The following is a 25,308-nucleotide window of genomic DNA, read 5'->3' as shown; positions in this document are numbered from 1 at the left end:
ATATTTGCTGAAGGAATTGTTTTCGGTGGTAGAGAATGTATAAATAAAGTGTCCGGAAGGCTTTATCGTGTAATAGGGGCACTTTCCTATTACACAATAAAAACTGCACATTCAGGGCAAAGAGATCTCTGCTCTGAATGTGCAGTTTAAAATTCATATTATAAACCGCCTTCCAGTATAACATCCTCATATTTTAAAGCGTAATACAACGCCCAGTCCTGATCATTCGCCCATGGATCGTAAAAATTCCCTTTTTTCCCATTTACCGTCTGCGGAAACACCATGGCACAGGAGGCGCTTCCATCGGCAGAGAAGAGATTTAAGCAGCCTCGCAGGGAAGCTCTGGCCATCTCCCGGAAGGAATGATCTCCCGTGGCCTGTTCGTACTGAATAAAATCTACTCCGGTTAAAACACTCCAGTAATGAGGATACGTATCGCCAAACATCCGGTATTTTCCGAACCAGTAACCATCCCAGTGACGAATCGAATTCTCAAACTGGTGGTAATCCGGCTGTTGTCCGTTAAATTGATCGAGAAGCTTTAACTGCCGTTTTGCCTCTTCAAGATATCTTTCTTCCCCCGATATCTGATAGGCCTGCAGCAGGCAGCTTGTTCCGGGAGCCACGATACTCTGTTCAAAATTCACCTCATGAAGCGGATAGGATGTTCCTCTTTCCAGAATATAATCCGCATGTCTGAAAAAGCTGGTTTTTAAATCCTCGCACTGCATATCCATGTGGTTTTCTCTCAATAAGGCCGCTAATTCGCTTACAGGAAGGCCAATCGCATAGAACCGGTCTCCCCCTTCCAGGTAGTATCGCTTCATCGTGCGGAAGGCGTGCTCCAGATAACGTGTTTCCTTTGTCAGATGATACATCTCGATCTGCAGCACCGCTGTCCATGGATAATTATATTTGCGATGCCAGTCTAAATTATGCGAAATATCGTTATACACAGTTCCTGTTTCCTCATCGTATAATTCCCGATATACGTACGTTACGTATTGAGTCAGACTTTCTCTCAAACAGGGATCTTCCTCCTTTTGCAGCCAAAGTGCCAAAAGTGCTCCCATTCCGATTCTCTCACGGCCGCCATTGTGATCATCCAGATGGCTGTAATACCGTGTTTTTTCTTCGTTATCATAGATCAGATATGCTCCGTCCAGCATTGAGATCTCACCGTGGTACTGCTGTTTTTCTGCAATAAATCTGCAGCGGCTCCGCACCAGATTCCTTAAATCCGGGCTCACATAAAATACTGCGTTCAGTTCTTTCACGCCAACTCTGACACATACCCGGATCTCGCCCTCGTTATCTGCCTTCTGCCCGCAGTGTATGCGGGTAACTGCTCCATCCCAGTCACTCTGAAACGCCACACACCGTTCGTTAAAAGAAACTGAGATATCGGCTGATTCCACATGCGCCCCATAGAAAACGTCAAAAACAATATTCTCTCCGGGAAAGTAAGTGCACTGCTGTGTCTTCAGCACCGGTATTTTACCTCCGCCGATCAGCTGTCTCTCAAAATCCCCTTTGTCTTCAAACCAGAATAGTTCCCATACAATTTCCGCACTTCCCCCGGGTTTTAATGGTTCTATCACCGGATGCAGGATAAAATCTCCCCGGTCATTACTTAATGCGCCTTCATCCCGCTCTGTGCTGTAGCTGCTGATACTCCCCGCTGTCACCATAAGCCCAAGGTGCGGTGCCTGCCCTCCCATGCGGAGTGCCATGACGTAGGACGCCTCTCCGCCGCAGAAAATATGTGTATGGCACCGCCGTGTCATACATTCGTCCGCCTGCCTGTAATCATCGTGAAAGGTTGCATATATCCCCACATCTGTTTTCTTAAAAAACACTGGAAATTCAGATACATTTTCAAAACAAAAGCGTTCCTGCAGATGCCCGTTCGGTAAGATTTCACGTTTCACCGATGTCTTGATACCATCAGGGCAGATGATTGTCCCCCATGGTTTGCTGCCCTCAATCCAGTTCATTCCGAACTCATCTTCTGCCGCTCCCAAAAATATCAGCCTGCTTTCCTGATCCTCCTGTAAAATAAATGTGTATGATTTTCCATTTTTCATAATTCCGTCTCCCATCTTATTCTTTTATCCTTTTATTGACCCGCTCATAACGCCGCCGATAATATAGCGTTGCATAAATAAGTAGAACACCAGCAGCGGAAGCGCGCCTAATACCAGCATCTGAAAGAGACTGGTCCAATCCGTAGAGAACTGACCGACATTCCGGTAAATCTCCTGCAACAGAACATCTTTCTCTCTGACCTGTAAGAAATACAGCGGTCCCATAAAATCATTCCAGATTGTCAACGCATTCAGGATTGAAATTGTAGCCACAATTGGCTTCATAAGCGGAAATGTGATCGTCCAGAAGGTACGGAAGGTTCCCGCACCGTCAATTCTGGCCGCTTCCTCCAGTTCCACCGGGATTGTAGAAACAAAGCTGCGGAACATAAATGTCGCAAACGGGATGTTACAGGCAACGTCAATCAGGATTACTGCCGTTAAATGATTCATTAATCCCATCGTCTGTATCAGCCGGTAAAGTCCCAGGATTGACATCTGATAGGGAAACAGCATCCCTGATAACAGCAATGTAAATGTCATTTTTGATAACCGGTAATTGCCTTTCCGGTTCAGCGCATATCCGCACATGGCCGATACAATGATAATTCCGGCCACGGAACACACCGTGATGATTACGGTATTCATCAGCGCCCTTGGATACTGCATTTTTTGAAATGCCCTGGCATAGCCGCTTAAATCGAAGGAAGACGGCAAGGCCATCGGAGCCGCTGTCGCTTCCGCAGATGTCTTGAATGTTGTCACAATTAAATAGTAGATCGGCACCAGTACCATTACCGCTAAAATAGTCATACATACATATTTTAGCCCCTGCTGCACTCTTTTCTGTCTGATCACTGTCCCAGTCTCCTCTCCCATTTACCAAACAATCCCAGTAATACTGCTGATAACACCATACTGACAATCAAAAACATGATTCCAAAAGAAGATGCATATCCGTAATTGCCCTCTGAGAACTTGGCAAACATCAAAGACAGTATCGTATCGGTTTTATGAGCCGGCCCCCCATTCGTCATGGACAATACCACATCGAATACCTTCAGGCCTGAAATAATTCCTGTCACCAGATTAATTTTAATCGCAGGCGCCAGACCCGGTATTGTGATATGCCAGAACTTTCTTAAAGTCGACGCGCCGTCGATCGACGCGGCCTCATAGAGATCATCGCTGATACTCTGGAGGTTTCCGAGATAAATAACCATGGACCAGCCAAACCACTGCCATACCTGCGTAAATATGATGGAGACAAGCGCCAGTTTTCCATTGCCAAGGAAATTTACAGTTCCAACTCCCAGCTGATTTAAAATCTGATTGACAAAACCAAAATCACTGGCTGAAAGAATGTATTTCCATAGATAGCCTACCACCAGTGTGCTCAAAACCGCCGGACAGAAGAAGGTGGCCCGGAAAAAATTCTTTCCCTTAAACTTTGTATTGAGGACAACTGCAACCGGAAGTGATATCAGATTCTGCAGTAAGACTGTAAAAAACGCATACGTCAGAGAATTCTTAATTCCGCCAATGATCGTAATATCTGAGAACAGTTTTTTATAATTTTTTAATCCCACAAAAAAGACATCCGGTGAAAAATTGGTCCAGTTATAAAAGCTGTACCGAATCGTAAAAACCAGCGGTAAAATGAAGAATGTGATAAAAACTGCGACTGCCGGCAATGCCATCAACACATATGGAATTTCACTTCTTTTCTTTAAATTTGTGCTCATAATTCCCCTTTTTATTCGTACCGGATCGAATCAGCTTTGCTGTCCAGTGCTTTTAAGAAATCCTCTGCTGATAATTCACCTGACACCAGTCCCTGTACCTGAGCGTTGATTTCGTCAATCAAGGACTGTGACGGCATATTAATACTCCATCTGTCCCAGCAGCAGGCGATTTTTCCGGCATTTAAAACTGCCTCCACATCCGCATACTCTTCCGGCAAACCGGTGGTAACGCCTTCCCGATAACTGCTGCTTCCAGGATTTGCATCAATAAAGGCCTGCTGTACCTCTACGCTTGCAAGCGCTTCCATCACTTTTTCAGCACCCTCTTCATTTTTTGTATTGACATTAATTCCCCAGCTTGCCGCAGGTCCGCCAATCAAATAGGCATTATCTGCCTCCGGGCCTAAAAATGGCATCACGCCAAAGGACAGTCCTGCATTCTTAAAATTCTCATATTCCCATGGACCGCTGTAATACATGCCCGCTTTTCCAGCCATAAACTCATCTTTTGCCTGGTTGCCCGAGATACCAACCATTTCCGGTGTGATATAACCCTGATCGACCATCTGCATCCATTTTTCCATAGAATCATTCAGAGTTCCGGCCATTGTCTTTTCACCTTTTGCAAACCCGGTATCGAATTCCTTTCCCGCGTCGGAAGTCTCGTAGAAATTGCTCTCCAGGAATCCGCAGACAGAGTGTAAGCCGTTATCCCCATCCGCAAGCCCCAGTGCCAGAGGCTTTACCCCGTTGCTGCTCAGCTTTTTACACGCCTCCAGAAACTCGTCATACGTTTTCGGTGTTTCCGTAATGCCGCTCTGCCGAAAGAGCTCTGTATTATAAAAGACACCTGCAAACCAGCCATAACAGGGGATGCCATAGTTCTTACCGTCCATTGTACATAATGCGAGCCCTTCCTTACTGAAGCCGTCTGTCAGCCCGGTCCCCGTAATTTCCTTAATATTCCCTGCTTTAATTCTCGCCGGGAAATTTGCGCCATCCGCTATTACATCGGGGCCTTCGCCCGCGGCCAGCTGAGTGCTCAATACATTGTTGTAATCAGAATTCGTAATATATGTATATTCTACCTGATATTCGCCGCCGAGTTTTTCGTTAATCGCGTCAATTACCCGCTGCATATCATCCTCTGTATACCAGCACATCATGGTGACCGTCTTACTGCCCCCGGCACTCTTCTCTTCTCCAGCAGTGGATGACTCCTTGCCGGCGCTGCTGCCACACCCAGACATAAGTGCTGCAGCCATAGCGGTACTTAAGAGTACGCTCATCACTTTCTTCTTCATAATCCCTTCTCCTTTCGAAATAAAAAACTTGTTTTGATACTTATATTTTATAGTTTTTCTTCGGTCATTCCTATCCAAATAATCTTAACTCTATATCGATTTTATTAACTCGGCGTAATTTTCAGGAAATGAAAAGGGCTTACAGCGCTTCGTTTCATACGCTTTGTAAGCCCTTTAAGCCTGTCAGCTGATCTGTTTTCTCAAATCTTTCATATTCAGATTGATGCTAGAGGTCGTTCCTGTTGTATCCGCTGTAATCGTAAGGCCGCACTGCTGACCGTATAAGAGCCGGATTCGCTTATGTACATTCTGGGTTCCATATCCGTAGTCCTCCGGCCTCATTGCCTCAGACCCGATCTTCTCATACAGGGACCTGCCGTTATCATACACTTCCAAATACATACAGCCATCTTCCTGTCTCGCGCTAATTTTGATCCGCCCTCTGGTATTCTCCAGTTCTTCAACGCCGTGCTCAATGGCATTTTCGACCAGCGGCTGCAGAATAAAAATCGGCACGACACATTCCAGCAGGCCTTCATCGATATCGTATTCTACATCAAATTCGTTCTCGTGTGCAATCAATTGCAGGTTGATGTAAGATTTAATATTGGTTATTTCTACAGAAAGACGGTCGATGTTATTCCCCTTGTTTAGAGCGGTTCTGTAAAACGTCGCCATCTCCGTAGTGATCTCCGAGATCTTCTCTTCCCCGCAGTCTATGGCAAGCCAGTTAATCGCCGACAGATTATTATAAAGAAAGTGAGGGCTGATTTTCGCCTGCAGCAGATTCAGTTCCAGGTCCTGGCGCTCGATCTCTTTCGCATATACCTGCCGGATTAACTGTTTAATCTTCCCCAGCATCCCCTGAATGCTCTGTGCCAGCACATGAATTTCTTCTGTCGCAGATGACTGGATCTCCACATCAAAATTTCCGTTCTGCACTTCATTGACTTCCTCCACCAGGACCGACAAATCTCTCATTAAATATCTGGTTAAAATGCGAATGCAGAACCAGGCCAGGAAAAGCACCAGGCATATAATCAGCATCGGCATCCCAAAACTGACAAGCACATTCTGGCTGAAATACTTTTTGTCGATTTTGTAGGAGATTTCCCAGCCCGTATCGGCCAATGCCCGGCTTTGGTCAAATCCCCAGGAATCGCTGTCGTTCTCATTCCCATACTGGTAAACTGCCGTATCTCCAGCCTTTAACTCAATTTTAACAGGAATCTGCTGAAACATCTGGAAACTATTTTCAAATGTCTCCTTTTTCAATTGAACCACAACGACTCCAATTGTACCGACCGGATATGCCGTAACAATTTTACGTCCGATGTACATCTCCCCGCCGCTGCTCCACCAATAGATCCCTGTCGTATTCATGATTTCCTGATACCAGTCTTCATCCGTTACCGCGCTTGAATTCTTGATCAGGCTTGTATCAATATGGTACTTTTTATCGGTATACACTGCAATGTTTTTATAATACTGATTCGTCAGGATTACATTATACAGAAGGGGATTTACATTTTTAAGCGCCTTATTGACCTCTATATACTGATTTACGTCCATCTTGAGGAATTCCTGAAGTGTAAAGTTTCCCGCAAGATAGCGGAGCGAACTCTCACACTGTTCGGCCCAGTTGTTTAAATCCGTCTGGTTTTGAATCACCAGGTTGGAACTCTCCATCAAACGCTGCTCCTTTATATATCTGTGGGACGAATAAAAGATAAATCCGCCAAGGCAAAGTACCGGTATCATAATTACAATGACAAATGCGGCTCTCAGCTGTTCTAAAAAGGTTCTCTTTCTCTCAGCCTTCATCTTTGAACACCCTTTCCCTGTACTTCGCAGGACTGCATCCCATATTATTCCGGAACAAAGATATAAAATAAGAGGTGTTTAGGTAGCCCACTTTCTTCGCCACCTCTCCTACCTTGACATTTGTCGTGGTCAACAGATCCCTGGCCCGCTCAATCCGATACCAGGAGATGTATTTTACCAGCTGCTGGCCCGTCTCCGCCTTAAACTGCGTGCTCAAATATGCCGACGAGATTCCCAGCTCGTCCGCAATCGAGGAAACACTGAGTGTACAGTCCTGGTAATGCTCATGAATATATGCTTTCGCCATAATCACAACACGATTTTCCTCATTCTGGCTTCTTTCGTCCTCTGCCAGCACGTCAATCAGATGGGATACGGCCTGTTTCACCTGTGCGATCGAGCGGGAGCCATAGATATCTTCCACTACCTCCATAAGCCGCTCTCCGCTGTGCAGGATTTCACAGCACTGCTTGATCACTTCCGAAAAATTATATTTGATATAGATTGAACTGAATCCCACATTCTTTTCCACATATTCAAAGGCTTTTTCAAATTCACTTTTTATTCCCTGAAAATCCTTAAGCTTAGCGCAGGTCAGAATTTTTTTAAAGTAAATGGAAAGCATATCACTCTCTTTTTTCACAAATCCGCTTTCTTCTATCAGGAAATACGTACTTTCAGTAATAAAAAACTGGTAATCCAGCTGCTCCCGCATGATCTCATACTGTGCTTTCAATTCTTCCATGCTGCTGCACTTCGTACCCATGACGATAAAAATTTCCGACTGGAAGTTATCTCTTGACATCTGGATCAGTCTCTCACAGACCTCTTCTCTTTTCCTTTGCGAGGCAAGTCTGCCGCACCCGGCCAAAACCAGTGTTTGTGTATCGTCCTTATTGATGATCACCGGATTATTATCAAATATCTTATTGATATCCTCTTCATAATTCTCCCAATACCTGGAAAACAGATAGGAGTAGCTGGATAAAATAACCGGCACCAAAGCTTCCCGTGCAAACAGTTCCTCCGTGTCTTCTGATCGTTCATCCGCTTCAGACTCTAAGTATTTTAGCAGCTGGCGATACATCTTATCGTTTTCCACATTTCTCAATTTAATTTTTAACGCTTCACTCTCCGCCTGCTGATGATCTTTCTCTTCGCACAGGGAAACGACATGTTCAAACAGATTCTGAAATTCCTGCATTTTTATCGGTTTCAGAAGATACTGCATCACGCCAAGTGCTATGGCATTCTGTGCATACTCAAATTCCCCGTAAGCACTGTATATAATGCAGATAGGATCCCAGCCCCTTTTATGTACTTCCTTAATCAGTTCGATGCCTGACATCAGCGGCATCTTTATATCGGTTAGAAGAATATCAATTCCGTTCTGCTCAAATTTTTCCAATGCCTCCCGCCCGTTTGACGCCTGAACAACTTCTAAATGAAACTGATACCTTCTGATTAATTTTTCAATTCCGGTACGTTCGTTTCTTTCATCATCCACAATTAGTATTCTGTACACCTCGGCCACCTCTCACTTTCCAGTTCTTCTCCATCCACGCATCAAGCCAGGTATTTCTCATAATCCCCGAACAAAATCAGCAGCTTTTCATGCAATGATTATACCAAATCTTGTCACTGATGACAATTATCATGAAAATAAAACAACAGCCGTAAAAGTTTGCTTGACAGTCTCCATTTACAGGCATATAATTATACTGACCAGTCAGTACAACTTTGGAGGGATCACAATGGCAAGGGCAAGCAAAAAAGGCTTAATTATGAAGACTGCGAAACAACTATTTGCGGAAAAAGGGTACGACGCCACAGGCATGGAGGAAATCGCTTCCAATGCCGGGGTACCCAAGTCTCTCATCTACTACCACTTTAAAAGCAAGGAAGATCTGTTAAATGCTGTCATTACAGAATTTGTTGACGAATACAAGGAGATCCTGCATGACAGCCGGGCTGAGGGGATTGAAAAGATATCCGTGTACATGGAATTTCTCAAACAGAATCGGGACTGCGCCAGAATTCTCATGAGCGAGTCTTTAAAAAGCGGAAGCAGCCAGACGATGCTGTATCAGGTGCTGGCTCCGTTGATGGAGATCGACGGGGAACAATCATCAGACAATCCGAAAATGGACCATGCCCATTGGCTGACTGAATTCTTCACAAGTATTCTTCCCAGCATACTGTTTGTCTGTTATGAGGACAGCTGGTGCGATTACTTTGGCATATCGGCCGGTCAAATGGAAGAGGACTATTTTACCGCTTACAGGCTGACGCATGGGGCTTATCATGAGCATATCCACAAAGTGAGTAAATGAGAAATGATATAGGACGGGAAACAGATAAAATCAATTACACAATAAAATCCAGCGATAAACAGGGAGGACACACGAATGAATCAGGAACAAGCCCAAGTATCACAAGACCGATCCAGATCTATGCATAACATCTTTACAGGTGCATTCAGCCTGCTTCTTTTCATCGGGATTGCGGTATGCGCTATCTGTGATACTGCAATTTCACGATCGTTTACATGGTCGCTGTATCCGATCAGTGCGATTGTCTTTACATGGCTGGTATTCATCCCCATGATCAAATTCGGTAAAAAAGGAGTTTGCGGCTCCCTGCTCATGTGCAGTATTTTTATTGTACCGTTTTTGTATGTACTTCATAGACTGATCCGGGTCAGCGATTTATTTTTTCCTGTCAGCATCAATATGGCTTTCATTGGAGTTGTGTATCTGTGGTGTATTTTCTTCCTGTTCCGGGTATTCCGGACACGGAAATTACTGGCGTCAGGAATAGCTCTGCTGTTGGTAATTCCTGTCGATCTGTTCGTTGCATTTACGCTTTCCAGATTCATCGCCGAGCCGTTCAATGCATGGCATATAACCGGTTATTTTACAATTGCAGTAATAGCCATGGTACTTATTATATCTCAAGGTTATTCGCGTAATTAATTCTGCAAAAAAATGGCTGAAGTCTTATGACCTCAGCCATTTTTCTGTTTGGGGAGTTTTTTCAACCCCCTTTTCATCTATGCTTTTACACCAGCACTCTGTACCCTGCACTCCATGACCGCTATTCCATGATCAGCAATAACGCCGACCACCAACCGCATTTCTATTTACTGATAAATATTATTGATCTTCCATACACCATTAAAACGATACATCGATAATCCGGAATCCCCGCCCATCTGCACGCCGGCGTCACCGACATTGGTCAGCTTATCCACGTCCGTCCGGTCTATGGCATCTCTCAGCTTTTCCGTGAACAGCTTATCTTCGCCCATTGCGACTAATTCCTGCGGATTTCTTATTTCTTTTAAATTACCATTTTCCTGGACGATCGTCAAAGGATAGTTGCACAGCTTTGCCATGGTGTCCATATCCTTGTATGAAAATGTCTTCTGGATCGTGACTGCTGCCTCCTTTATGTCTTTTATCGCCAGTCCATCACCAGCCGCGGTATCCAGATAAATACTGTTTACTTTCCATTTCTTCTTGAATTTGTACAGGTTCAGGCCATTGTCTCCGCCCATCTGCACGCCTGCATTCCCCTCAGCCTGAAGCTTCGCTGCGTTGGTGGCGGCAATTGCATCCTGCATTTTACTGCTGAAAATGAGTCCGGAGTCCAGTTTCTTAAACGCCGCCTTATCTTTGATCTCCACCAGGGAACCGTCTCCGTAGACGATGGTCAATGGAAAATTACATAATCCGGCCAGCTTCTCCATATCCTTGTTTTGAAATGCAATCTGCACCGCCTGGGCCGTATCCTGAAGGCCGGACTGGGACTGCCTCGTTCTTGACTTCGCAGCCATCACCACATTTCCCGTAGCCGCAAAGGCCGGGACAGACGGCACTGCTCCTGCAATCGCCACCGCACACATACAAATCACTGCAAATCTTCTCATAATGAATACCTCGTCTTTCTATTTTCTTATTACAAACGATTAGACGTCTGGTATCGGTGAAAAAGTTTCAGCAATTTTTATTTTATGGATAGAAATGGAAAAATCAGATAGATCGGCTCATTTCTCCTGTCCCTCCAGTATTTCCTCCAGCGTTCGCCATCCCAGCACCGCGCATTTCACCCGGGCGGGCATATGGGCAATGTCCTGCAGGGCGGCAGCTTCCTCCAGTGCCTCTAAATCCGCCTCCCCTGCCGTGCCCCGAATCATCTGAAAGAAGTTTTCAGCCAGCTTCACGGCCTCTTCCTTTTTCTTTCCGATCACCAGGTCCAGCATCATATCCGCGGAAGCCTGGGAAATCGCGCATCCGTCGCCCACGAAGGATCCATCCTGGATTACTCCGTCCTCCACCTTCAGCTTTAGCCAGATATCATCTCCGCAGCTGGGGTTTACGCCCTCCAGCACCAGATTGGCATCCGGCAGATCGTGCTTGTGAGCCGGACGCAGATTGTGTTCTGTCAAAATCTCATTATAAAAACTTCTATTTTCCATATCCCATCTTCCTCCTGATTCCGGCTGTGCTCTTCAAAAATGCCTCAATCTCCTCACGGGTATTATAAAAATATATGCTGGCTCTGGCAGCAGAATTGACCTTTAAATATTCAAACAACGGCTGGGCACAGTGATGCCCGGCGCGGACGGCGATGCCATCTGCATCCAGAATCGCGCTCACATCGTGAGGGTGAACGCCATCTATGGTAAAGGTCAGGATTCCACAGTGTTCTTCCGGCCGCTCAGATCCCAGGACATGGACGTGCGGTATCTGCTTAAGTCCCTCCAGGGCCATCGTTGTCAATGCCAGTTCCCGGCGATGCACCTCATCAAATCCAACACGTTTCAGATAGCGGATCGCTTCCATAAGCCCCCAGGCTCCCGCCGCGTTGACGGTGCCCGCCTCAAACTTATGAGGCACCGGGGCGAATACGGCCCCTGTTCTGGTGACAGAGTCGATCATCTCCCCTCCGGTGAGGAAGGGCGGCATCTCCTCCAGCAGTTCCCGTCTCCCGTACAGCACACCGATGCCCATGGGCCCCATGAGCTTATGGCCTGAGAAAGCCAGAAAATCCACGCCTGATTCCTGTACATCGATCGGCATATGGGGCGCGCTCTGTGCTGCATCCACGACCACGACAGCCCCTCGCTCCCTGGCCATGGCCGCGATCTGGCGTATGGGGTTCTCACATCCCAGAACATTGGACACATGGGCCACAGCGACCAGCCTGGTACGGTCAGTAAATGCCGCCTCCAGACGTTCCTGCGTAATCCGGCCGTCCGCCTCGCACTCCAGAAATCGTAAAACCGCTCCCGTCTTTTCAGCAGCCATCTGCCAGGGCAGCAAGTTACTGTGGTGCTCCATGATACTTACCAAAACCTCATCCCCGGCCTTCAGCCGGGACAGTCCGTAGCTGTAGGCCACCAGGTTCAGGCTCTCCGTGGTGTTTCTGGTAAAAATGATCTCGTCGGAGGACGATGCGTTAATAAAGCGCCGCACTTCGTCTCTGGCTTCCTCCAGACGTTTTGTGGCCTCCATGCTCAGGGCGTAGAAGCCGCGCATGGGATTTGCATAGCTGTGCTCATAAAAATCCCGCTCCGCCTGGAGTACACAGGAGGGCTTCTGAGCCGTGGCCGCACTGTCTAAGTAAATCACCGGATTCTCCTTAAGCAATGGAAAATTTTCGCGGTATGGATTTCTATCTTCCATTTTTCTCCACCTCCTCCAGATAATCCTGCACCATCTGCTCCGCGGCTTCGTCGCCAATCTTCCGACAGACGGCATCCAGCCGGGCCCTTGTTATCATTTCAGCGGCAGCCTCAGGGCTCATGCCTCTGGAACAGAGATAGAACAGCAGTTCGTCGTCCAGTCTTCCGATGGTGGCTCCATGGTTTCCCTGGACATCCTCCTCTGCACAGAGAATCAGAGGAATGGTCTGATTGATCACGTCGTCTCCCAGAAGCAGCACATCCTCCTTCTCCTCTCCCTCTGCCCCGGCGGCTCCAAACTTAAAATCAATGGTTCCGCGAAAGAGCTTAAACGCCTGGTCCCTCAGCACACCTCCGGCCAGAATCCGGCTCCGGGATTTCTCTCCCCGGTGGTTCGCCACGTAATTCATGTCAAACCGCTGGCTGTCCCTTCCCAAGTAACCCACGTCGGCGTTCATCGTACTCTCTTTCCCTGCAAGGTCCGCCTGGCAGCCCGCGTAAGTCTCCGCACCGCCCAAAAACAGCTGGATTACCTCCACGGATGATCCCTCGCCGCAGCTTCCGCCGATATCGCTCAAAAATGTATAGCCGCTTCCCAGAAGCTGGAGCTGGATCAGCCTCAGTCTGGCGTTTTTCCTGACCCGGAACCGGGTCTGGACAGCGGTCAGCCCTGCGGCCTCCGGCGCAGAGGTGAAATCCATAACCACGTTTAGAGTTTCGTCCTCCTGTACCAGAAGCTCCACGGTCTGGAAGCTCTTTGCTCCGCTGCCGCAGACGAAATGCAGCGCGGCCCGCCGCTCTTCTTCCGATGGCCCGGACTGGATCCGGATCGCGTCCGTATTCGACTCGCGCGCCAGCCGGTCCATATCTTCTCCCATCCCGGTGGCAATGGCCGAGAAATCTTCTCTCCACGTAACCGCTTCCGCGAATCCTTCCGTGATGATCGTGGGGGATTCCCCTGCCTCTATCTCATTTAAGCCTGCCTCATTCATTTTCAGCCAGTTCCAGGTCCTGGCCGGCAGCCTGTTTATCTTCAAATCAAGTCCCTGTCCCATAGGAGACCTCCTTTCCTAAACTAACCAATACTGCCCTTCATCTCCAGCCGGATCAGATTATTCATCTCCACGGCATACTCTAATGGCAGCTCTTTGGATACATTATCCGCAAATCCGCTGACGATCATTGCCCTGGCATCCTCCTCGCTCAGTCCTCTGGACATGAGGTAAAAGACGGCCTCGTCGCTGATCCGCCCGATCTTGGCCTCATGGCCAATGTCCGCGTCCGGGGTCCGGATATCCATAGCAGGAATTGTGTCCGACCTTGATATCCGGTCCAGCATCAGGGACTGGCAGGAGACAGCCGATTTGCTGTTCTTCGCCCCCCTGGCCACCACCACGGAGCTGCGGAAGGTGCTTACGCCCCCGCTCTTGGATATGGATCTGGTGTTCATATAGGAGGTTGTCTCCGGAGCGGCGTGAACCACTTTCGCGCCTGTGTCCAGATTCTGCCCCTCACCCGCAAAGGTGATTCCGGTGAACTCCATTCTGGCCCCGCGGCCCTTCAGGATGCTCATGGGATATAAGTAGGAAACATGGGAGCCAAAGGAACCGGACACCCATTCGATGGTGCCTCCTTCCTCCACCTGGGCCCTCTTGGTATTCAGGTTATACATGTTTTTAGACCAGTTTTCAATCGTGGAATAACGGAGCTTCGCATTCCTACCCACAAACAGTTCTACACAGCCTGCGTGAAGATTGGCCACATTATATTTAGGTGCGGAACATCCCTCAATAAAGTGAAGGTCCGCCCCTTCATCCACGATGATCAGTGTATGTTCAAACTGCCCCGCTCCCGGCGCGTTCAGCCGGAAATAGGATTGCAGCGGTATTTCCACGGAAACTCCCGGAGGCACATAGACAAAGGAACCACCTGACCAGACGGCCCCGTGGAGCGCTGCAAACTTGTGATCCGAAGGCTTCACCAGCTTCATAAAATGCTTTTTCACCATGTCCGCGTATTCCCCCTTCATGGCGCTTTCCAGGTCCGTATAAACCACGCCCATCTCCGCCACCTCCTGGCGGACATTGTGATAGACCAGCTCCGAGTCATACTGGGCGCCTACGCCAGCCAGGGATTTCCTCTCCGCCTGGGGGATTCCCAGACGCTCGAAGGTATCCTTGATCTCCTCAGGCACATCGGACCACTTCGTCTTCATCTTTGTGTTGGGGCGCACATACGTGGCGATGTGGCTCATATCCAGGCCCTCCAGGGAGGGACCCCAATCGGGAACGCTCATATTATTGTATATCTGCAGGGACTTTAGGCGGAACAGCTCCATCCAAAGCGGGTCCTTCTTCTCTTTTGAGATTTGCTCCACGATCTCCGGCTTTAAGCCTTCCTCTATACGGTAAACATCCGTTTCTTCATTTCGGATGTCGTAAATACTTCTGTCGATATCATTTACATATGTTTTTTCTTCCATCTCTCTTTTCATCCTTTCCGGATGCGCGGACTGGAGTGTATCTGAAAATTACTTTTCGTCAAACGCTCTCTAACAGCCCGCCTGATCCAAATATTGTTCAAACCCATGTTTGTTAATCTGTTCCACCAGAGAACCGTCTCCTGTCTTCACGATTCTGCCGTCTACCATAATGTGGGTTTTGTCCACACGCAGGGACTCCAGAATCCGGGTGCTGTGGGTGATAATCAGAAGACCTCCGTCCCGGCCCTTCTGGTACTCCTCCACGCCCTGGGACACGGTTCGGACCGCATCCACGTCCAGACCGGAATCCGTCTCATCCAATATGGCCAGACTGGGCTTTAAGAGCAGAAGCTGAAGAATCTCCGCTTTCTTTTTCTCACCGCCGGAAAACCCTGCGTTTAAATCGCGGTCTCCATAGGCCCGGTCCATCTGCAGCAGTTCCATGGCCTTCTCCAGCTCCTTGCGGAAATCCCACAGCCGCACTCTGGCGCCCCTGCGCTGTTCCACAGCGCTGCGGATAAATGTGCCCAGCGGAAGGCCCGGAACCTCCAGCGGATTCTGGAAGGAAAGAAACAATCCTGCCTTAGCCCGCTTATCAGCCGGCTCTTCGTTTATCCGCTTTCCCTGAAACCAGATATCTCCTTTCGTCACTTCATAGCGCGGATTCCCCATCAGCGCATAACCCAGAGTGGACTTACCCGCTCCGTTCGGCCCCATCAGCACGTGAGTCTCCCCCTTTTTAATCTCCAGATTAATTCCATGCAAAATCTCTTTATCTTCCACATTGACTGATAATCCATTTACTTCCAGCAATCGTTTTGACATATAGTCCTCCATTCCGCCTGAAAAAGGCTTTTCTCTCAATAACCCACTTATTCACTTGGTTATATTCATCATAATATTATAAACCTACTTTGTCAATAGGTTTATAACTATATTTGCTATTGATAATCCTATTTACCTTGTTGTATAATAGGATTATATAACCAGTGCCGCCCGGTACTGGTATTGCGGAAGGGAGGGGTGTCAAATGATGATTTCAACGAGGGGACGTTACGCGCTGCGGGTTATGCTGGATTTGGCACAGCAGAACACCGACAGGTACGTTCCTCTGAAAGAAATTGCGAACCGTCAGGACATCTCCGAGAAGTATCTGGAGATTATCATAAAGGTCCTCGTTCAGAATCAGCTTCTGGCCGGCCTGCGCGGAAAAGGCGGCGGTTACCGCCTGACGAAGGAGCCCGGCGAATACACTCTGGGCGAGATTCTGCGTCTGACAGAGGGAAGTCTGGCACCGGTTGCCTGCGTGGAGGAATCCTATGCGGAATGCTCCCGGCTTGAATGCTGCCTGACGCGGCCTGTATGGCAGAAACTGGATACGATCATTAATGAGTATTTGGATGGGATTACGCTGGAGGATTTAATCAAATCGCCTCAGAAACTGGTGTGAAAGGGATGAATGGCTAACTGCCATGTACTATTTTGATCGCGTCCTTCCCTCTCACAGCAGGATATTTGATGGCTGCGCAGGAACCGGGAATTACGCCTTCGAACTGGCCAGACGGGGAAATGCCGTCATTGCGAGTGATATTGTACCGCGCAATGTGGATATCATGCGGCAAAAGTAAATGCAGAAGCCATTGCTGGACGACATTTTCGTCGGAGACATTTGTGAAATGAATCCATATGAAGATCATTCTTTTGATGTCGTACTCTGTATGGGGGCATTTTACCATCTGGAAGAAAAGGCCCGGAACATGGCTCTGGAGCAATGTCTGCGGTTATTGAAAAAGAACGGGGTTTTAGTTATTTCCTATATTAATTTCATGGCAGCATTACAATTAAACCTTAATGCGAAACTGGAGAATATGGGGGATGTGTCAAAATTTTATAGCACCAGAGGTGAGAACGATCCTTTTACCTATTTGCTGCCGGAAGAGATTGAAAAGACTGCACATGACCATCAGCTCAAAATTCTTCATCACCTGACATCAGACGGCACGGCTTATATGAGAGGGGAACAGCTAAATAATTTAACAAAGGAGAGCTTTGATCAGTACATGAAGCTGCATTTGGAGACTTGCGAATATAAGTATATCCTGGGGTATGGGCTGCATGGGCTTATTATTTTGACAGCATGATGTTCCAGTTATTCCATGTTAAATTTATAATTTACCGTTGACCGCATCCCTTAAATAAAAATTGAGGGATGCGGCCAACGGTCTTATACTGCGGCGACATCATTTTTTCTGCACACTCTATAAGTTTTCAGAGTTTAACACACCGCCTCTTTAGCCTTAATCCAAGATAATCAATGCCATAAAGATCAGATCGTCATCTCCTGTATTCACCAATCCATGTCCTCTGCCCGATGGAGTAAACGTCACATCACCGGCAGTTACCGGACGTATTGCGCCATTATCGTTATAATCTCCTTTTCCCGACAGAATATAGTATGTTTCGCTTTCTCCGTGATGTTCATGGTAACCGAGAGAACATCCTTTCCCGATTGTGACCTCTGCATATAAACCGCATTTCCCGTTTAACTCCTCTTTTCCTAAAATGTGCTTAATCACGACACAGCCCTCTCCGCCGCACATATTCTCGATTTTTTCTATTGTCATCTTCCGTTCCTCGCTTTCATCATTTTTATTCCAGAAGCCTGCCGAACTTCCGGTCCGCCTGATTCTGCTGACGCAGACAGCTTTTTTACTGCAATGTATAAGCCGCTTCAAATCCACTTCTTACGGCTCCTTCAATTCTTCCAACCTGTTTCGCATCTCCTGCGACGATTACCTTATCACAGATTTCTTTACACGCCTGTTCCAGGGGATTGACAGATCTTACGCCCATGGCAAGAACTACGTAATCGGAAGGATACTCTTCGAAAGTGCCGTCCTCCAAATGTTCCAGAACGGCCGCATCCTTCTTAATCTCTGCCAGTCTGGTCTTTGGTTTGTATGTAATATCATACTTAGAAAGTTTGTCCATAGCATCCAGATAGTGCTGGACATAGACGCCCTGTCCAATGGAATCCAGCATCTCCACAATAGTCACCTCATTGCCCCTGGCACACAGAAATTCCGCGGTTTCCAGTCCGGTTGCTCCGGAGCCGATCACGGTTACTTTCCGGCCTTCCAGCACCTTTTCGTCGCAAAGCACCTCTTTGAAGGTGACCGCTTCTTCCAGATCAGAGCCGGGGATGGAGGACGGCTTGATGGGTGTGCCTCCTGTAGCCAGTACAATAGCGTAAGGAGCATAGGAGGCAATCCGGCCGGCATCCGCCTCCGTATTTATGAGAATCTGTACGTCATATTTCTTAAGCTGCGACAGCTCATATTCCACGATCCAGTCCATCTTCTCTTTATGAGGCGGGCGGTCCGCAATGTTGATCTGGCCGCCTGCACGGCCTTCCTTTTCCAATACAACAACGTGAAAGCCTCTCTCTCCCAGCACGCGCGCCGCTTCCAGGCCGCCGACTCCGGCTCCCACAACCACAACCGTTCTTCCCGCGCCGTCTTTCTCATGAGCCGGATATTTACACTCTCTGCCCGCTCTGGGGTTCACCGCACATTTGACAGGCCCCTTCCCGGCAATTGTATCACTGACGAGAGTCTCAAAACAAAACGTACAGGAAATACAGCGGTTTATCTCATCTTCGCGCTCTTGCGCTGCCTTTAATGGCCATTCTGGATCTGCCACAACAGCACGGCCAAGTCCAACAAAATCGACCATCTCCTCTTCCAGCATCTTCTCCGCAAACCAGGGTTCCTTCACCATGTTCACGGCGATAACCGGAATGCTTACAGCCTTTTTCACAGCCAGGATTCTCTGCGTCCGGCAGCCCTGCGGGTAGGTGGTTGGCTCCGACAGGGAATTAAAGGATTCGTAGATTCCATTGGATACATTGACAAAATCCAGACCCATTTTTTCCAGCTCCCTGCAGACTTTGACACCTTCCTCCAGGGTCAGATACTCCTGTACGCCATTGGGCGCCAGCAATTCATCGACAGTCAGCCGGATTCCCAGCGTAAAGTCTGCGCCGCATTCCCGACGGATCCCCTCGATAATTTCTTTCACAAACTGCAGCCTGTTCTCAAAGGAACCGCCGAACCGGTCCGTTCTCTGGTTGGTGTAGGGACTCAGAAACTGGGAAATCAAATAGCCATGGGCACCGTGCAGCTCAATCCCATCCACTCCCGCTTTTTTCGCTCTCACCGCGCCAGCAACGAATTTTTGAATAACGCTTTCCGCTTCCTTTGTTGTCATCTCATGAGTTTCCTGCTGACAGACTCCGCAGGGCCTGTTGGAGGATGACCAGACAGGGACGTTTCCGTTTAAGTTGGAGAAGGTCTCTCTGCCTGGATGATGAAGCTGTGCAAAAACTTTAACGCCTTCCTCATGCAGCGCTTTCACCGCTGCTGCCATAGGTGCGATCTGTTCATCTCTGGCAACACTGGCCTGCCAGGGCGCCGCCACACCGTGCTCATCATCAACCCTGGTATTCTCCAGGACGATAAGGCCGACTCCGCCTCTCGCCCGTTCCATCAGATAGGCCAGAAAATCTTCACCAATACACTGCCTGTCGTCCGACACTCCCATCGCCAGGGCACACATTACAATCCGGTTCCTGATTTTAACGTTTCCAATACTTCCTTCTGAAAATAACCGTGGGTACTTCATCTTTGCTCTCCTTTCAATTTTCAAACTCAGTTATGTAATAAAAAAAGAGGCCATAAAGGACGTAAACGTCCCCCCAAGCCCCTTTGCTGCTTCAATTATATAATGGCATTTATAGATTGTCAACAAAATAACAAACAAATCCGGCAGCCGATTGCGGCACCGGCAGCAGGGAATCAAACCGTAAAATCAGTACTGTATTGCAGCGGCAGCGGTTTTCCTGTACTCCCCAGGCGTCATGTTCAAGGTCCTTTTAAACAGCGTACAGAAAAATTTTACATCCTCATACCCTACAGACCGCGCGGCCTCCTGAATGCACAGATCACTGCCAGCCAGCAGCTCACAGCACTTCTCAATCCGGATCTTCTGCAGGTATTCCAGCGCGGTCATCTCCGTCTCCTGACGAAATTTCCGGCTGATATACTGCTGGCTGTAATGGTATTCCCGGCAAAATTGCTTCAGTACGGCCCTTTCCCTGTAATTTTTATCCAGATACCGGATCGCTTCCAGCACCGCCGTGCTCCGCGGCTGTCTCTCCCTGTCATCCTTTTTGCTGTCACAGACGATTTTGCGTATGGTCAGAATCAGGATCTCGGTCAGCCGGCACCGGAATACCTCTGTGTATCCCACTTTTTTCTCCTGGTATTCCTCCTGAATTCCCAGGATCAAAGGCAGAATACTCCCCTCCTCATCATGGAACACCCGATTCGCGGAGGGCTGCCCGAAGCACCATTTATAGTAACGGATCAGGGACACCCGCAGCACTTCTTCAAAGGACCGGCAGTCCGCCAGTGTATCGTCAATCATCTCGGGCAGAAACAGGCAGTTAATCAGAGTAAAGTCCCTGCATTCCCTGTAGCTGTGCCTGCTGCCGTAATCGATGATAAAATAGTCTCCGGCCTTCACCTCCCCGGATCTCACCTCTCCGTCCGCATCACTGATCGTATGCAGCGCGCTGCCTCCTGTAATATAGGCCAGTTCAAAAAAATCGTGGTCATGCATCTCCACGTCCTGCTGGCAGAAAGGCATGACCACGATCTTGTCCTCCCGCTCCGCTGTCAGTCCTTTCAGTTCAATTGTATTCCGTTCTCTCATAAAAGGTTAAATTCACCCCCCTTTTTAGTCTGAAACAGTTCTTTTTATTCATATTACAATCTGGTATCCTAGAAGTCAAGACAAACACAAGCAGGAGGAATTAATTATGGATTGGAAAGCAAAATGGCTCAGGCCAGCAAGCGATTTCGGAAATGCGGCTCCCGTATTTTCCACAGATTTTGCGTTGTCACGGACTGTAAAACAGGCCCGTCTCTTTATCACCGCGCTGGGCGTATATGAAGCTGCACTTAACGGCCGCAGGATAGGTCAGTTTGTGCTGGCTCCCGGATGGACTACCTACTACAAAAGGCTTCAGTATCAGGAGTATGATGTGACGGATTTACTCAGGGCGGAGAACCGTCTGACTGTCACCGTCGGAGAGGGCTGGTATCACAGTCCCATGCCCGGATTTTCCGCATCGGACTTCCAGAAGGGCCTGGCCGCCCGCCCCATGGGGCTGCTGGCACAGTTGGAAATCACCTATGAGGACGGACAGCGCAGCTTCATCGTCTCTGATGAAAGCTGGTCCGTTTCCGAAAGTGCGGTCCGCTTCTCTGAAATCTATGACGGAGAGATTTACGACGCTTCCTTTATCCCTCCATGCTCCGGGACAGCCGAGACCTTTGACGGGCCATATGAAACGCTGATCGAACAGCAGGGCGAAGAAATCCGCGAGCAGGAACGGATTGCGGCGGCCCGCATCTTTACGACTCCCAAGGGCGAAGTTGTGGCAGACTTCGGACAGGAAATCACCGGTTACGTGGAAATCAGCGTAAATGCCAAAGCCGGGGAAGAGATCCGGCTTTCCCACGCAGAGGTTCTGGATAAGGATGGCTGTTTTTATACGGAAAATTACCGCAGCGCCAGGGCGGAATACTGCTGTATATGCCGTGATGGACAACAGAGCTGCCATCCGCTCCTGACCTTTTTTGGTTTTCGCTATATTCGGATCGATGCATTTCCCGGAGGTCCCGGTGCGGCGAAACCGGAAAATTTCACGGCGGTGGTCCTCCACTCCCAGATGAAGCGAACGGGACGCTTAAGCTGTTCCAATCCTCTCTTAAACCGTCTCTTTGACAACATCATCTGGGGGCAGAAGGGGAATTTTGTCGACGTCCCTACCGACTGCCCGCAGAGGGATGAACGCCTCGGCTGGACCGGAGATGCCCAGGTATTTGTGCGCACCGCATGCCTGAACTATGATACCGAAAAATTCTTCACAAAATGGCTGGCTGATCTGGCTTCCGACCAGGGGGAGGACGGCTATGTGGGCCACGTAATCCCGGATCTGCTAAAGACACAGCCTGCCAGCGCCGCCTGGGGCGACGCAGCCGTGATCTGTCCGTGGGCAGTATATCTGGCATATGGAAATACAGAGATTCTCTCCCGCCAGTTTGAGTCTATGAGAAAATGGGTAGATTATATCACGGCGCATACCACGACGGAATATCTGTGGACCGGCGGTGTCCATTACGGGGACTGGCTGGGACTCGATGCCCCCACCGGCAGTTATAAGGGTTCCTCCAGAGAAGACTTTATTGCCTCCGCATTTTACGCGCATTCGGCTTCCCTGGTGATTAAGGCCGGATTCGTTCTGGGAAAAGACATGGCAGCGTATGAAGCGCTCCTTCAAAACATTGTATCCGCTTTCCGCAGGGCCTATCCGACTTACACGACACAGACGGAATGTGTCCTTGCCGCCCATTTTCATCTGGCTGAAGACTGCCAGGCCGCGGCGGATCAGCTTGCGCTGATGATAAGAGAATGCGGAACGAAGCTCCAGACAGGCTTCGTCGGAACGCCCTACCTGCTGCACGTGCTAAGCGATTACGGCCATACGGATCTGGCTTACTCCCTGCTGCTGCGTGAACAGTATCCGTCCTGGCTGTATCCAGTAACAAAAGGGGCCACCACCGTCTGGGAACACTGGGATGGAATTATGGAAAACGGGGATTTCTGGAGCAGGAACATGAATTCCTTCAATCACTATGCCTACGGTGCTGTGGCGGACTGGGTATACTGCTGTGCGGCGGGAATTACCCCGGCAGAGGGATATCCGGGATACAGTAAAGTCCGGATCGCCCCCGCCCCCGATGCACGTCTCGACTGGCTTGAGGCCTCTCTCGACACGAGGCATGGCCGGATTATCTCCCGGTGGAAGAAGCAGGATTCACTCTGGCGCTATGAGATCACAACACCGGTGGACGCCGAAGTTGTGATAGACGGAAAAACCTTCCTCGTGGGTGCCGGAAGTTATATTTATCACAGCAGCATACAGTAAGCCTGGCGGATGCTTTAGCGGCGGCGGATTTCTCCGCCGCCGCTTCCGTATCACCGCTCTGTGCTGTCCGCCATTGCTTCCGTATCACAGGTCTGTACTGTCCGCTACTTTCTCTCCTGTAAGCTCCATGATGGTAAATCCGTTTTTCCCATTCTTCTTCGTCTGATACAGTGCGGCATCTGCACTTTGATAAAGCTGATCAAACCGGCTCCCCGCCTGTGAAGATATCGAAATCCCGATGCTGGCCGACACCTGGCAGCTTGACTGCTCTTTCGTACAAACCATCTCCAGCGCTTTCGATAATTCAGCTGCTTTCTCTTCCAGCCAGCTTACACTCGAGTATGGAATGAAGACAACAAATTCATCGCCGCCGATTCTGCCGAGAATATCATCCTTTCGAAAATGTTCCCGTATGGCTTTGGTAAAACTGCAGATGCAGTAATCCCCGAAGGCATGGCCGAACTGGTCGTTCACCTGCTTGAAATTATCGATATCACAGATAAAAAATGCGTATTTCTCCTCCTTCTTTTCTATCAGCTGTTTCTCGATCAGACGCTCCGTGGCCGTCTTGGTAAGAAATCCAGTCATTTCGTCTGTCTGTGCCATCAGCTCTTTTTTCTTTTCCTGGTCGATATTTTTCCGGTAGGAAAACATATGCACACTGCGGTCTTCCTCGGAATAAAACAGATAGGTCTCCACACGCATCCAATGGTAATCGGATCCATCCAGTGTAAACAGAAAATCATAGCTTAAATGATTGTTCCCGGCCTCGTATTCCCTGATCGCATTTTTCGGGGAAAACATCTCTATGTAACCTTTTCGGTATTCCTCTTTAATCTGCTTTTCAGCGATGATTCGCAGGCCCTGGTCAAACGGGACACCGCCTGCGCCAAGATTCGAAAAGTAATCTTCTGTTGTTTTTCCCACATAGCAGTTTTTGGTAAGATTCAGTTCGTAGATGCTTTCATAAAGCTGTTCTGTCGCCTCCTTAAACATTGCCTGCCGTTCCTCCACCAGCTTTGTAATCTGCAGGTTGAATTTGCGGATAACAGACGTGATAATGACCAGGATGGCAATGACAACCAGCGCAAGAACGAAACACGTCTTATAGAGCTGCATATACATCTCATGTATAATCCTTCCGGTATCCTGTTCCACAATCAGCATCCACGACAGTTCCGGTATATACCGGCTTACCACAAAGCTCTTTTCTTTTTCCTCTGTACCGGTGTCTGTCCAGAGTTCCAGGTTTTTTGTATCCTCATACCAGCTAAGAACCTGATCCCGGATGCCCTCCTGACCGTAAATCTCAAACCAGTCGGCCGCCTCGTACCCGGTATAGGAGGTGGAAATCTCTATCTCGCCGTTTTCATTGATCAGATTGGCTTTGACGTTGTAAGTATCTTCGTAATTCTGAAGCAGTTCCTTAATATAGTCCATCCGGATTCCAACGCCGACGATGCCGATTACCGCGCCGTTTGTGTCCTGTATCCTGCAGTTTACAAATGTCGTGATCTTATTGTCCGCACCGCTCACTTCGTCATTGTCCACATTCAGCGAATACTCCTTATTGCTGTCCAGCATATCAAAATACCAGGTATTTTCCGGATTATCCCGTTCCATTACACGGTCAACCCCATTAAAGTTATAATACCTTCCGGAAACAGTCGAAACCAGAAAGACTGAATCAAAACCGTATTTTTCCCGATAGGTCTTTAAGTACTCTTTTGTTGTCTCCTCATAGGCCTTGTCATCCAGATGAGACGGCTCTTTCATTAAATGCTCGACCAGCAAGCTGTCGTGAGCCATCGTCAGTGATATATTAACCGGCTTGGAAAACAGGGAGGATAACTGATAGTAGATCCCCTCCGTGGATAGTGAAGAGACCTGTTCGATGTTGTTCAAAGACACCTGATAGTTTGCCCGGTAGCTGAAAACAGCCGTAGTAACAAATCCGGCAATCAGGATTATGCTGATCAGCAGGTTTGTCCTGAGAAGTTTATTCTTATTCGTTTGAATGGATTTCATCCGTTTATCTCCTTTGCGTCAAACAGTTCAATAGAATGCCTGTAAGTCTGATTATAGGAAGCAGTCCTTACACAGTTCTTACAAATCGCATCT

Annotated in this window: 22 protein-coding genes; 6 read left to right on the top strand and 16 right to left on the bottom strand. The window is 48.4% G+C overall.

Features of this window, described 5'->3' with window-relative positions; genetic code table 11:
- Positions 1 to 158: 158 nt before the first annotated feature.
- The 6 genes from H8S80_RS05555 to H8S80_RS34745 all read right to left on the bottom strand — a co-directional run bounded on the left by H8S80_RS05555 (position 159) and on the right by H8S80_RS34745 (position 8,485).
- Complete coding sequence (locus H8S80_RS05555; RefSeq protein ID WP_147338526.1) at positions 159 to 2,087, bottom strand: hypothetical protein; 1,929 nt, start codon at positions 2,085 to 2,087, stop codon at positions 159 to 161.
- Between the two features lie 24 nt (positions 2,088 to 2,111).
- A complete protein-coding gene (locus H8S80_RS05550) occupies positions 2,112 to 2,945 on the bottom strand; it encodes a carbohydrate ABC transporter permease (RefSeq protein WP_002599827.1) in 834 nt (277 codons plus the stop codon).
- Positions 2,942 to 3,832, bottom strand: a complete 891-nt coding sequence (locus tag H8S80_RS05545; RefSeq protein WP_002599828.1) for a carbohydrate ABC transporter permease — start codon at positions 3,830 to 3,832, stop codon at positions 2,942 to 2,944. The genes H8S80_RS05550 and H8S80_RS05545 overlap by 4 nt, the downstream gene beginning before the upstream one ends.
- Before the next feature lie 11 nt (positions 3,833 to 3,843).
- The gene (locus tag H8S80_RS05540; protein WP_117630477.1) at positions 3,844 to 5,136 is read right to left on the bottom strand and encodes an ABC transporter substrate-binding protein; all 1,293 of its coding nucleotides are present in this window, start codon (positions 5,134 to 5,136) and stop codon (positions 3,844 to 3,846) included.
- 183 nt (positions 5,137 to 5,319) lie between these two features.
- On the bottom strand, positions 5,320 to 6,960 hold the full coding sequence (locus tag H8S80_RS05535; RefSeq protein WP_117630476.1) for a sensor histidine kinase: 1,641 nt from the start codon (positions 6,958 to 6,960) through the stop codon (positions 5,320 to 5,322).
- Entirely contained in the window at positions 6,950 to 8,485 is a 1,536-nt protein-coding gene (locus H8S80_RS34745) for a response regulator transcription factor (protein ID WP_002599831.1), read from the bottom strand. Before H8S80_RS34745 ends, H8S80_RS05535 begins: the two co-directional genes overlap by 11 nt.
- A 229-nt stretch (positions 8,486 to 8,714) precedes the next feature.
- Here H8S80_RS34745 and H8S80_RS05525 point away from each other — a divergent pair, with 229 nt between their 5' ends.
- Both H8S80_RS05525 and H8S80_RS05520 read left to right on the top strand, forming a co-directional pair.
- A complete protein-coding gene (locus H8S80_RS05525) occupies positions 8,715 to 9,293 on the top strand; it encodes a TetR/AcrR family transcriptional regulator (protein WP_002599832.1) in 579 nt (192 codons plus the stop codon).
- Between the two features lie 75 nt (positions 9,294 to 9,368).
- Positions 9,369 to 9,935 (top strand): hypothetical protein, encoded by a 567-nt coding sequence (locus H8S80_RS05520; RefSeq protein WP_002599833.1) that lies wholly within the window; start codon positions 9,369 to 9,371, stop codon positions 9,933 to 9,935.
- Positions 9,936 to 10,102: 167 nt separating this feature from the next.
- Here H8S80_RS05520 and H8S80_RS05515 read toward each other — a convergent pair whose 3' ends face one another.
- The 6 genes from H8S80_RS05515 to sufC form a co-directional block, all read right to left on the bottom strand.
- Positions 10,103 to 10,891, bottom strand: a complete 789-nt coding sequence (locus H8S80_RS05515; protein WP_117630475.1) for a hypothetical protein — start codon at positions 10,889 to 10,891, stop codon at positions 10,103 to 10,105.
- A 117-nt stretch (positions 10,892 to 11,008) separates the two neighbouring features.
- Positions 11,009 to 11,440, bottom strand: coding sequence for a Fe-S cluster assembly sulfur transfer protein SufU (sufU, locus tag H8S80_RS05510; protein WP_002599835.1), 432 nt, complete (start codon positions 11,438 to 11,440; stop codon positions 11,009 to 11,011).
- On the bottom strand, positions 11,430 to 12,650 hold the full coding sequence (locus tag H8S80_RS05505; RefSeq protein WP_117630474.1) for an aminotransferase class V-fold PLP-dependent enzyme: 1,221 nt from the start codon (positions 12,648 to 12,650) through the stop codon (positions 11,430 to 11,432). The genes sufU and H8S80_RS05505 overlap by 11 nt, the downstream gene beginning before the upstream one ends.
- Positions 12,640 to 13,704, bottom strand: a complete 1,065-nt coding sequence (locus H8S80_RS05500; protein ID WP_117630473.1) for a SufB/SufD family protein — start codon at positions 13,702 to 13,704, stop codon at positions 12,640 to 12,642. Before H8S80_RS05500 ends, H8S80_RS05505 begins: the two co-directional genes overlap by 11 nt.
- A 20-nt stretch (positions 13,705 to 13,724) precedes the next feature.
- Positions 13,725 to 15,131 (bottom strand): Fe-S cluster assembly protein SufB, encoded by a 1,407-nt coding sequence (gene sufB, locus H8S80_RS05495; RefSeq protein ID WP_025531594.1) that lies wholly within the window; start codon positions 15,129 to 15,131, stop codon positions 13,725 to 13,727.
- A 69-nt stretch (positions 15,132 to 15,200) separates the two neighbouring features.
- Complete coding sequence (sufC, locus tag H8S80_RS05490) at positions 15,201 to 15,956, bottom strand: Fe-S cluster assembly ATPase SufC (RefSeq protein ID WP_025531593.1); 756 nt, start codon at positions 15,954 to 15,956, stop codon at positions 15,201 to 15,203.
- Between the two features lie 205 nt (positions 15,957 to 16,161).
- On the opposite strand from sufC, the gene H8S80_RS05485 reads away from it, so the two are divergent.
- The 3 genes from H8S80_RS05485 to H8S80_RS05475 are packed head-to-tail and all read left to right on the top strand — an operon-like array spanning position 16,162 to position 17,272.
- Positions 16,162 to 16,581 carry an RrF2 family transcriptional regulator gene (locus H8S80_RS05485; protein ID WP_025531592.1) on the top strand — a complete coding sequence of 140 codons (420 nt, stop codon included), beginning with the start codon at positions 16,162 to 16,164 and terminating at the stop codon, positions 16,579 to 16,581.
- 22 nt (positions 16,582 to 16,603) lie between these two features.
- Entirely contained in the window at positions 16,604 to 16,759 is a 156-nt protein-coding gene (locus H8S80_RS05480) for a class I SAM-dependent methyltransferase (protein WP_181987862.1), read from the top strand.
- A complete protein-coding gene (locus H8S80_RS05475; RefSeq protein WP_117630472.1) occupies positions 16,760 to 17,272 on the top strand; it encodes a class I SAM-dependent methyltransferase in 513 nt (170 codons plus the stop codon). It abuts the gene before it with no gap.
- Positions 17,273 to 17,428: 156 nt separating this feature from the next.
- On the opposite strand, the gene H8S80_RS05470 is transcribed toward H8S80_RS05475, so the two are convergent.
- From H8S80_RS05470 to H8S80_RS05460, 3 genes are all read right to left on the bottom strand, one after another.
- Entirely contained in the window at positions 17,429 to 17,755 is a 327-nt protein-coding gene (locus H8S80_RS05470; RefSeq protein WP_002599842.1) for a cupin domain-containing protein, read from the bottom strand.
- An 85-nt stretch (positions 17,756 to 17,840) separates the two neighbouring features.
- Entirely contained in the window at positions 17,841 to 19,814 is a 1,974-nt protein-coding gene (locus H8S80_RS05465) for an oxidoreductase (RefSeq protein WP_117630471.1), read from the bottom strand.
- A 186-nt stretch (positions 19,815 to 20,000) separates the two neighbouring features.
- Entirely contained in the window at positions 20,001 to 20,906 is a 906-nt protein-coding gene (locus tag H8S80_RS05460) for an AraC family transcriptional regulator (RefSeq protein ID WP_029466192.1), read from the bottom strand.
- A gap of 106 nt (positions 20,907 to 21,012) precedes the next feature.
- Here H8S80_RS05460 and H8S80_RS05455 point away from each other — a divergent pair, with 106 nt between their 5' ends.
- Positions 21,013 to 23,187, top strand: a complete 2,175-nt coding sequence (locus tag H8S80_RS05455; RefSeq protein WP_117630470.1) for an alpha-L-rhamnosidase — start codon at positions 21,013 to 21,015, stop codon at positions 23,185 to 23,187.
- A gap of 84 nt (positions 23,188 to 23,271) precedes the next feature.
- On the opposite strand, the gene H8S80_RS05450 is transcribed toward H8S80_RS05455, so the two are convergent.
- A complete protein-coding gene (locus H8S80_RS05450; RefSeq protein WP_117630469.1) occupies positions 23,272 to 25,215 on the bottom strand; it encodes a sensor domain-containing diguanylate cyclase in 1,944 nt (647 codons plus the stop codon).
- Between the last annotated feature and the right edge of the window lie 93 nt (positions 25,216 to 25,308).

Source organism: Hungatella sp. L36, from assembly GCF_014288035.1.
The sequence above is the reverse complement of the archived record's forward strand: the minus strand, read 5'-3'. Positions and strand labels throughout refer to the sequence as shown.

Excerpts from the sequence above, each read along its gene's own strand:
- H8S80_RS05555 (WP_147338526.1), bottom strand. The coding sequence starts at position 2,087 with ATGAAAAATGGAAAATCATACACATTTATTTTACAGGAGGATCAGGAA.
- H8S80_RS05545 (WP_002599828.1), bottom strand. The coding sequence starts at position 3,832 with ATGAGCACAAATTTAAAGAAAAGAAGTGAAATTCCATATGTGTTGATG.
- H8S80_RS05540 (WP_117630477.1), bottom strand. The coding sequence starts at position 5,136 with ATGAAGAAGAAAGTGATGAGCGTACTCTTAAGTACCGCTATGGCTGCA.
- H8S80_RS05535 (WP_117630476.1), bottom strand. The coding sequence starts at position 6,960 with ATGAAGGCTGAGAGAAAGAGAACCTTTTTAGAACAGCTGAGAGCCGCA.
- H8S80_RS05525 (WP_002599832.1), top strand. The coding sequence starts at position 8,715 with ATGGCAAGGGCAAGCAAAAAAGGCTTAATTATGAAGACTGCGAAACAA.
- H8S80_RS05520 (WP_002599833.1), top strand. The coding sequence starts at position 9,369 with ATGAATCAGGAACAAGCCCAAGTATCACAAGACCGATCCAGATCTATG.
- H8S80_RS05515 (WP_117630475.1), bottom strand. The coding sequence starts at position 10,891 with ATGAGAAGATTTGCAGTGATTTGTATGTGTGCGGTGGCGATTGCAGGA.
- sufU (WP_002599835.1), bottom strand. The coding sequence starts at position 11,440 with ATGGAAAATAGAAGTTTTTATAATGAGATTTTGACAGAACACAATCTG.
- H8S80_RS05505 (WP_117630474.1), bottom strand. The coding sequence starts at position 12,650 with ATGGAAGATAGAAATCCATACCGCGAAAATTTTCCATTGCTTAAGGAG.
- H8S80_RS05500 (WP_117630473.1), bottom strand. The coding sequence starts at position 13,704 with ATGGGACAGGGACTTGATTTGAAGATAAACAGGCTGCCGGCCAGGACC.
- sufB (WP_025531594.1), bottom strand. The coding sequence starts at position 15,131 with ATGGAAGAAAAAACATATGTAAATGATATCGACAGAAGTATTTACGAC.
- sufC (WP_025531593.1), bottom strand. The coding sequence starts at position 15,956 with ATGTCAAAACGATTGCTGGAAGTAAATGGATTATCAGTCAATGTGGAA.
- H8S80_RS05485 (WP_025531592.1), top strand. The coding sequence starts at position 16,162 with ATGATGATTTCAACGAGGGGACGTTACGCGCTGCGGGTTATGCTGGAT.
- H8S80_RS05480 (WP_181987862.1), top strand. The coding sequence starts at position 16,604 with ATGTACTATTTTGATCGCGTCCTTCCCTCTCACAGCAGGATATTTGAT.
- H8S80_RS05475 (WP_117630472.1), top strand. The coding sequence starts at position 16,760 with ATGCAGAAGCCATTGCTGGACGACATTTTCGTCGGAGACATTTGTGAA.
- H8S80_RS05470 (WP_002599842.1), bottom strand. The coding sequence starts at position 17,755 with ATGACAATAGAAAAAATCGAGAATATGTGCGGCGGAGAGGGCTGTGTC.
- H8S80_RS05465 (WP_117630471.1), bottom strand. The coding sequence starts at position 19,814 with ATGAAGTACCCACGGTTATTTTCAGAAGGAAGTATTGGAAACGTTAAA.
- H8S80_RS05460 (WP_029466192.1), bottom strand. The coding sequence starts at position 20,906 with ATGAGAGAACGGAATACAATTGAACTGAAAGGACTGACAGCGGAGCGG.
- H8S80_RS05455 (WP_117630470.1), top strand. The coding sequence starts at position 21,013 with ATGGATTGGAAAGCAAAATGGCTCAGGCCAGCAAGCGATTTCGGAAAT.
- H8S80_RS05450 (WP_117630469.1), bottom strand. The coding sequence starts at position 25,215 with ATGAAATCCATTCAAACGAATAAGAATAAACTTCTCAGGACAAACCTG.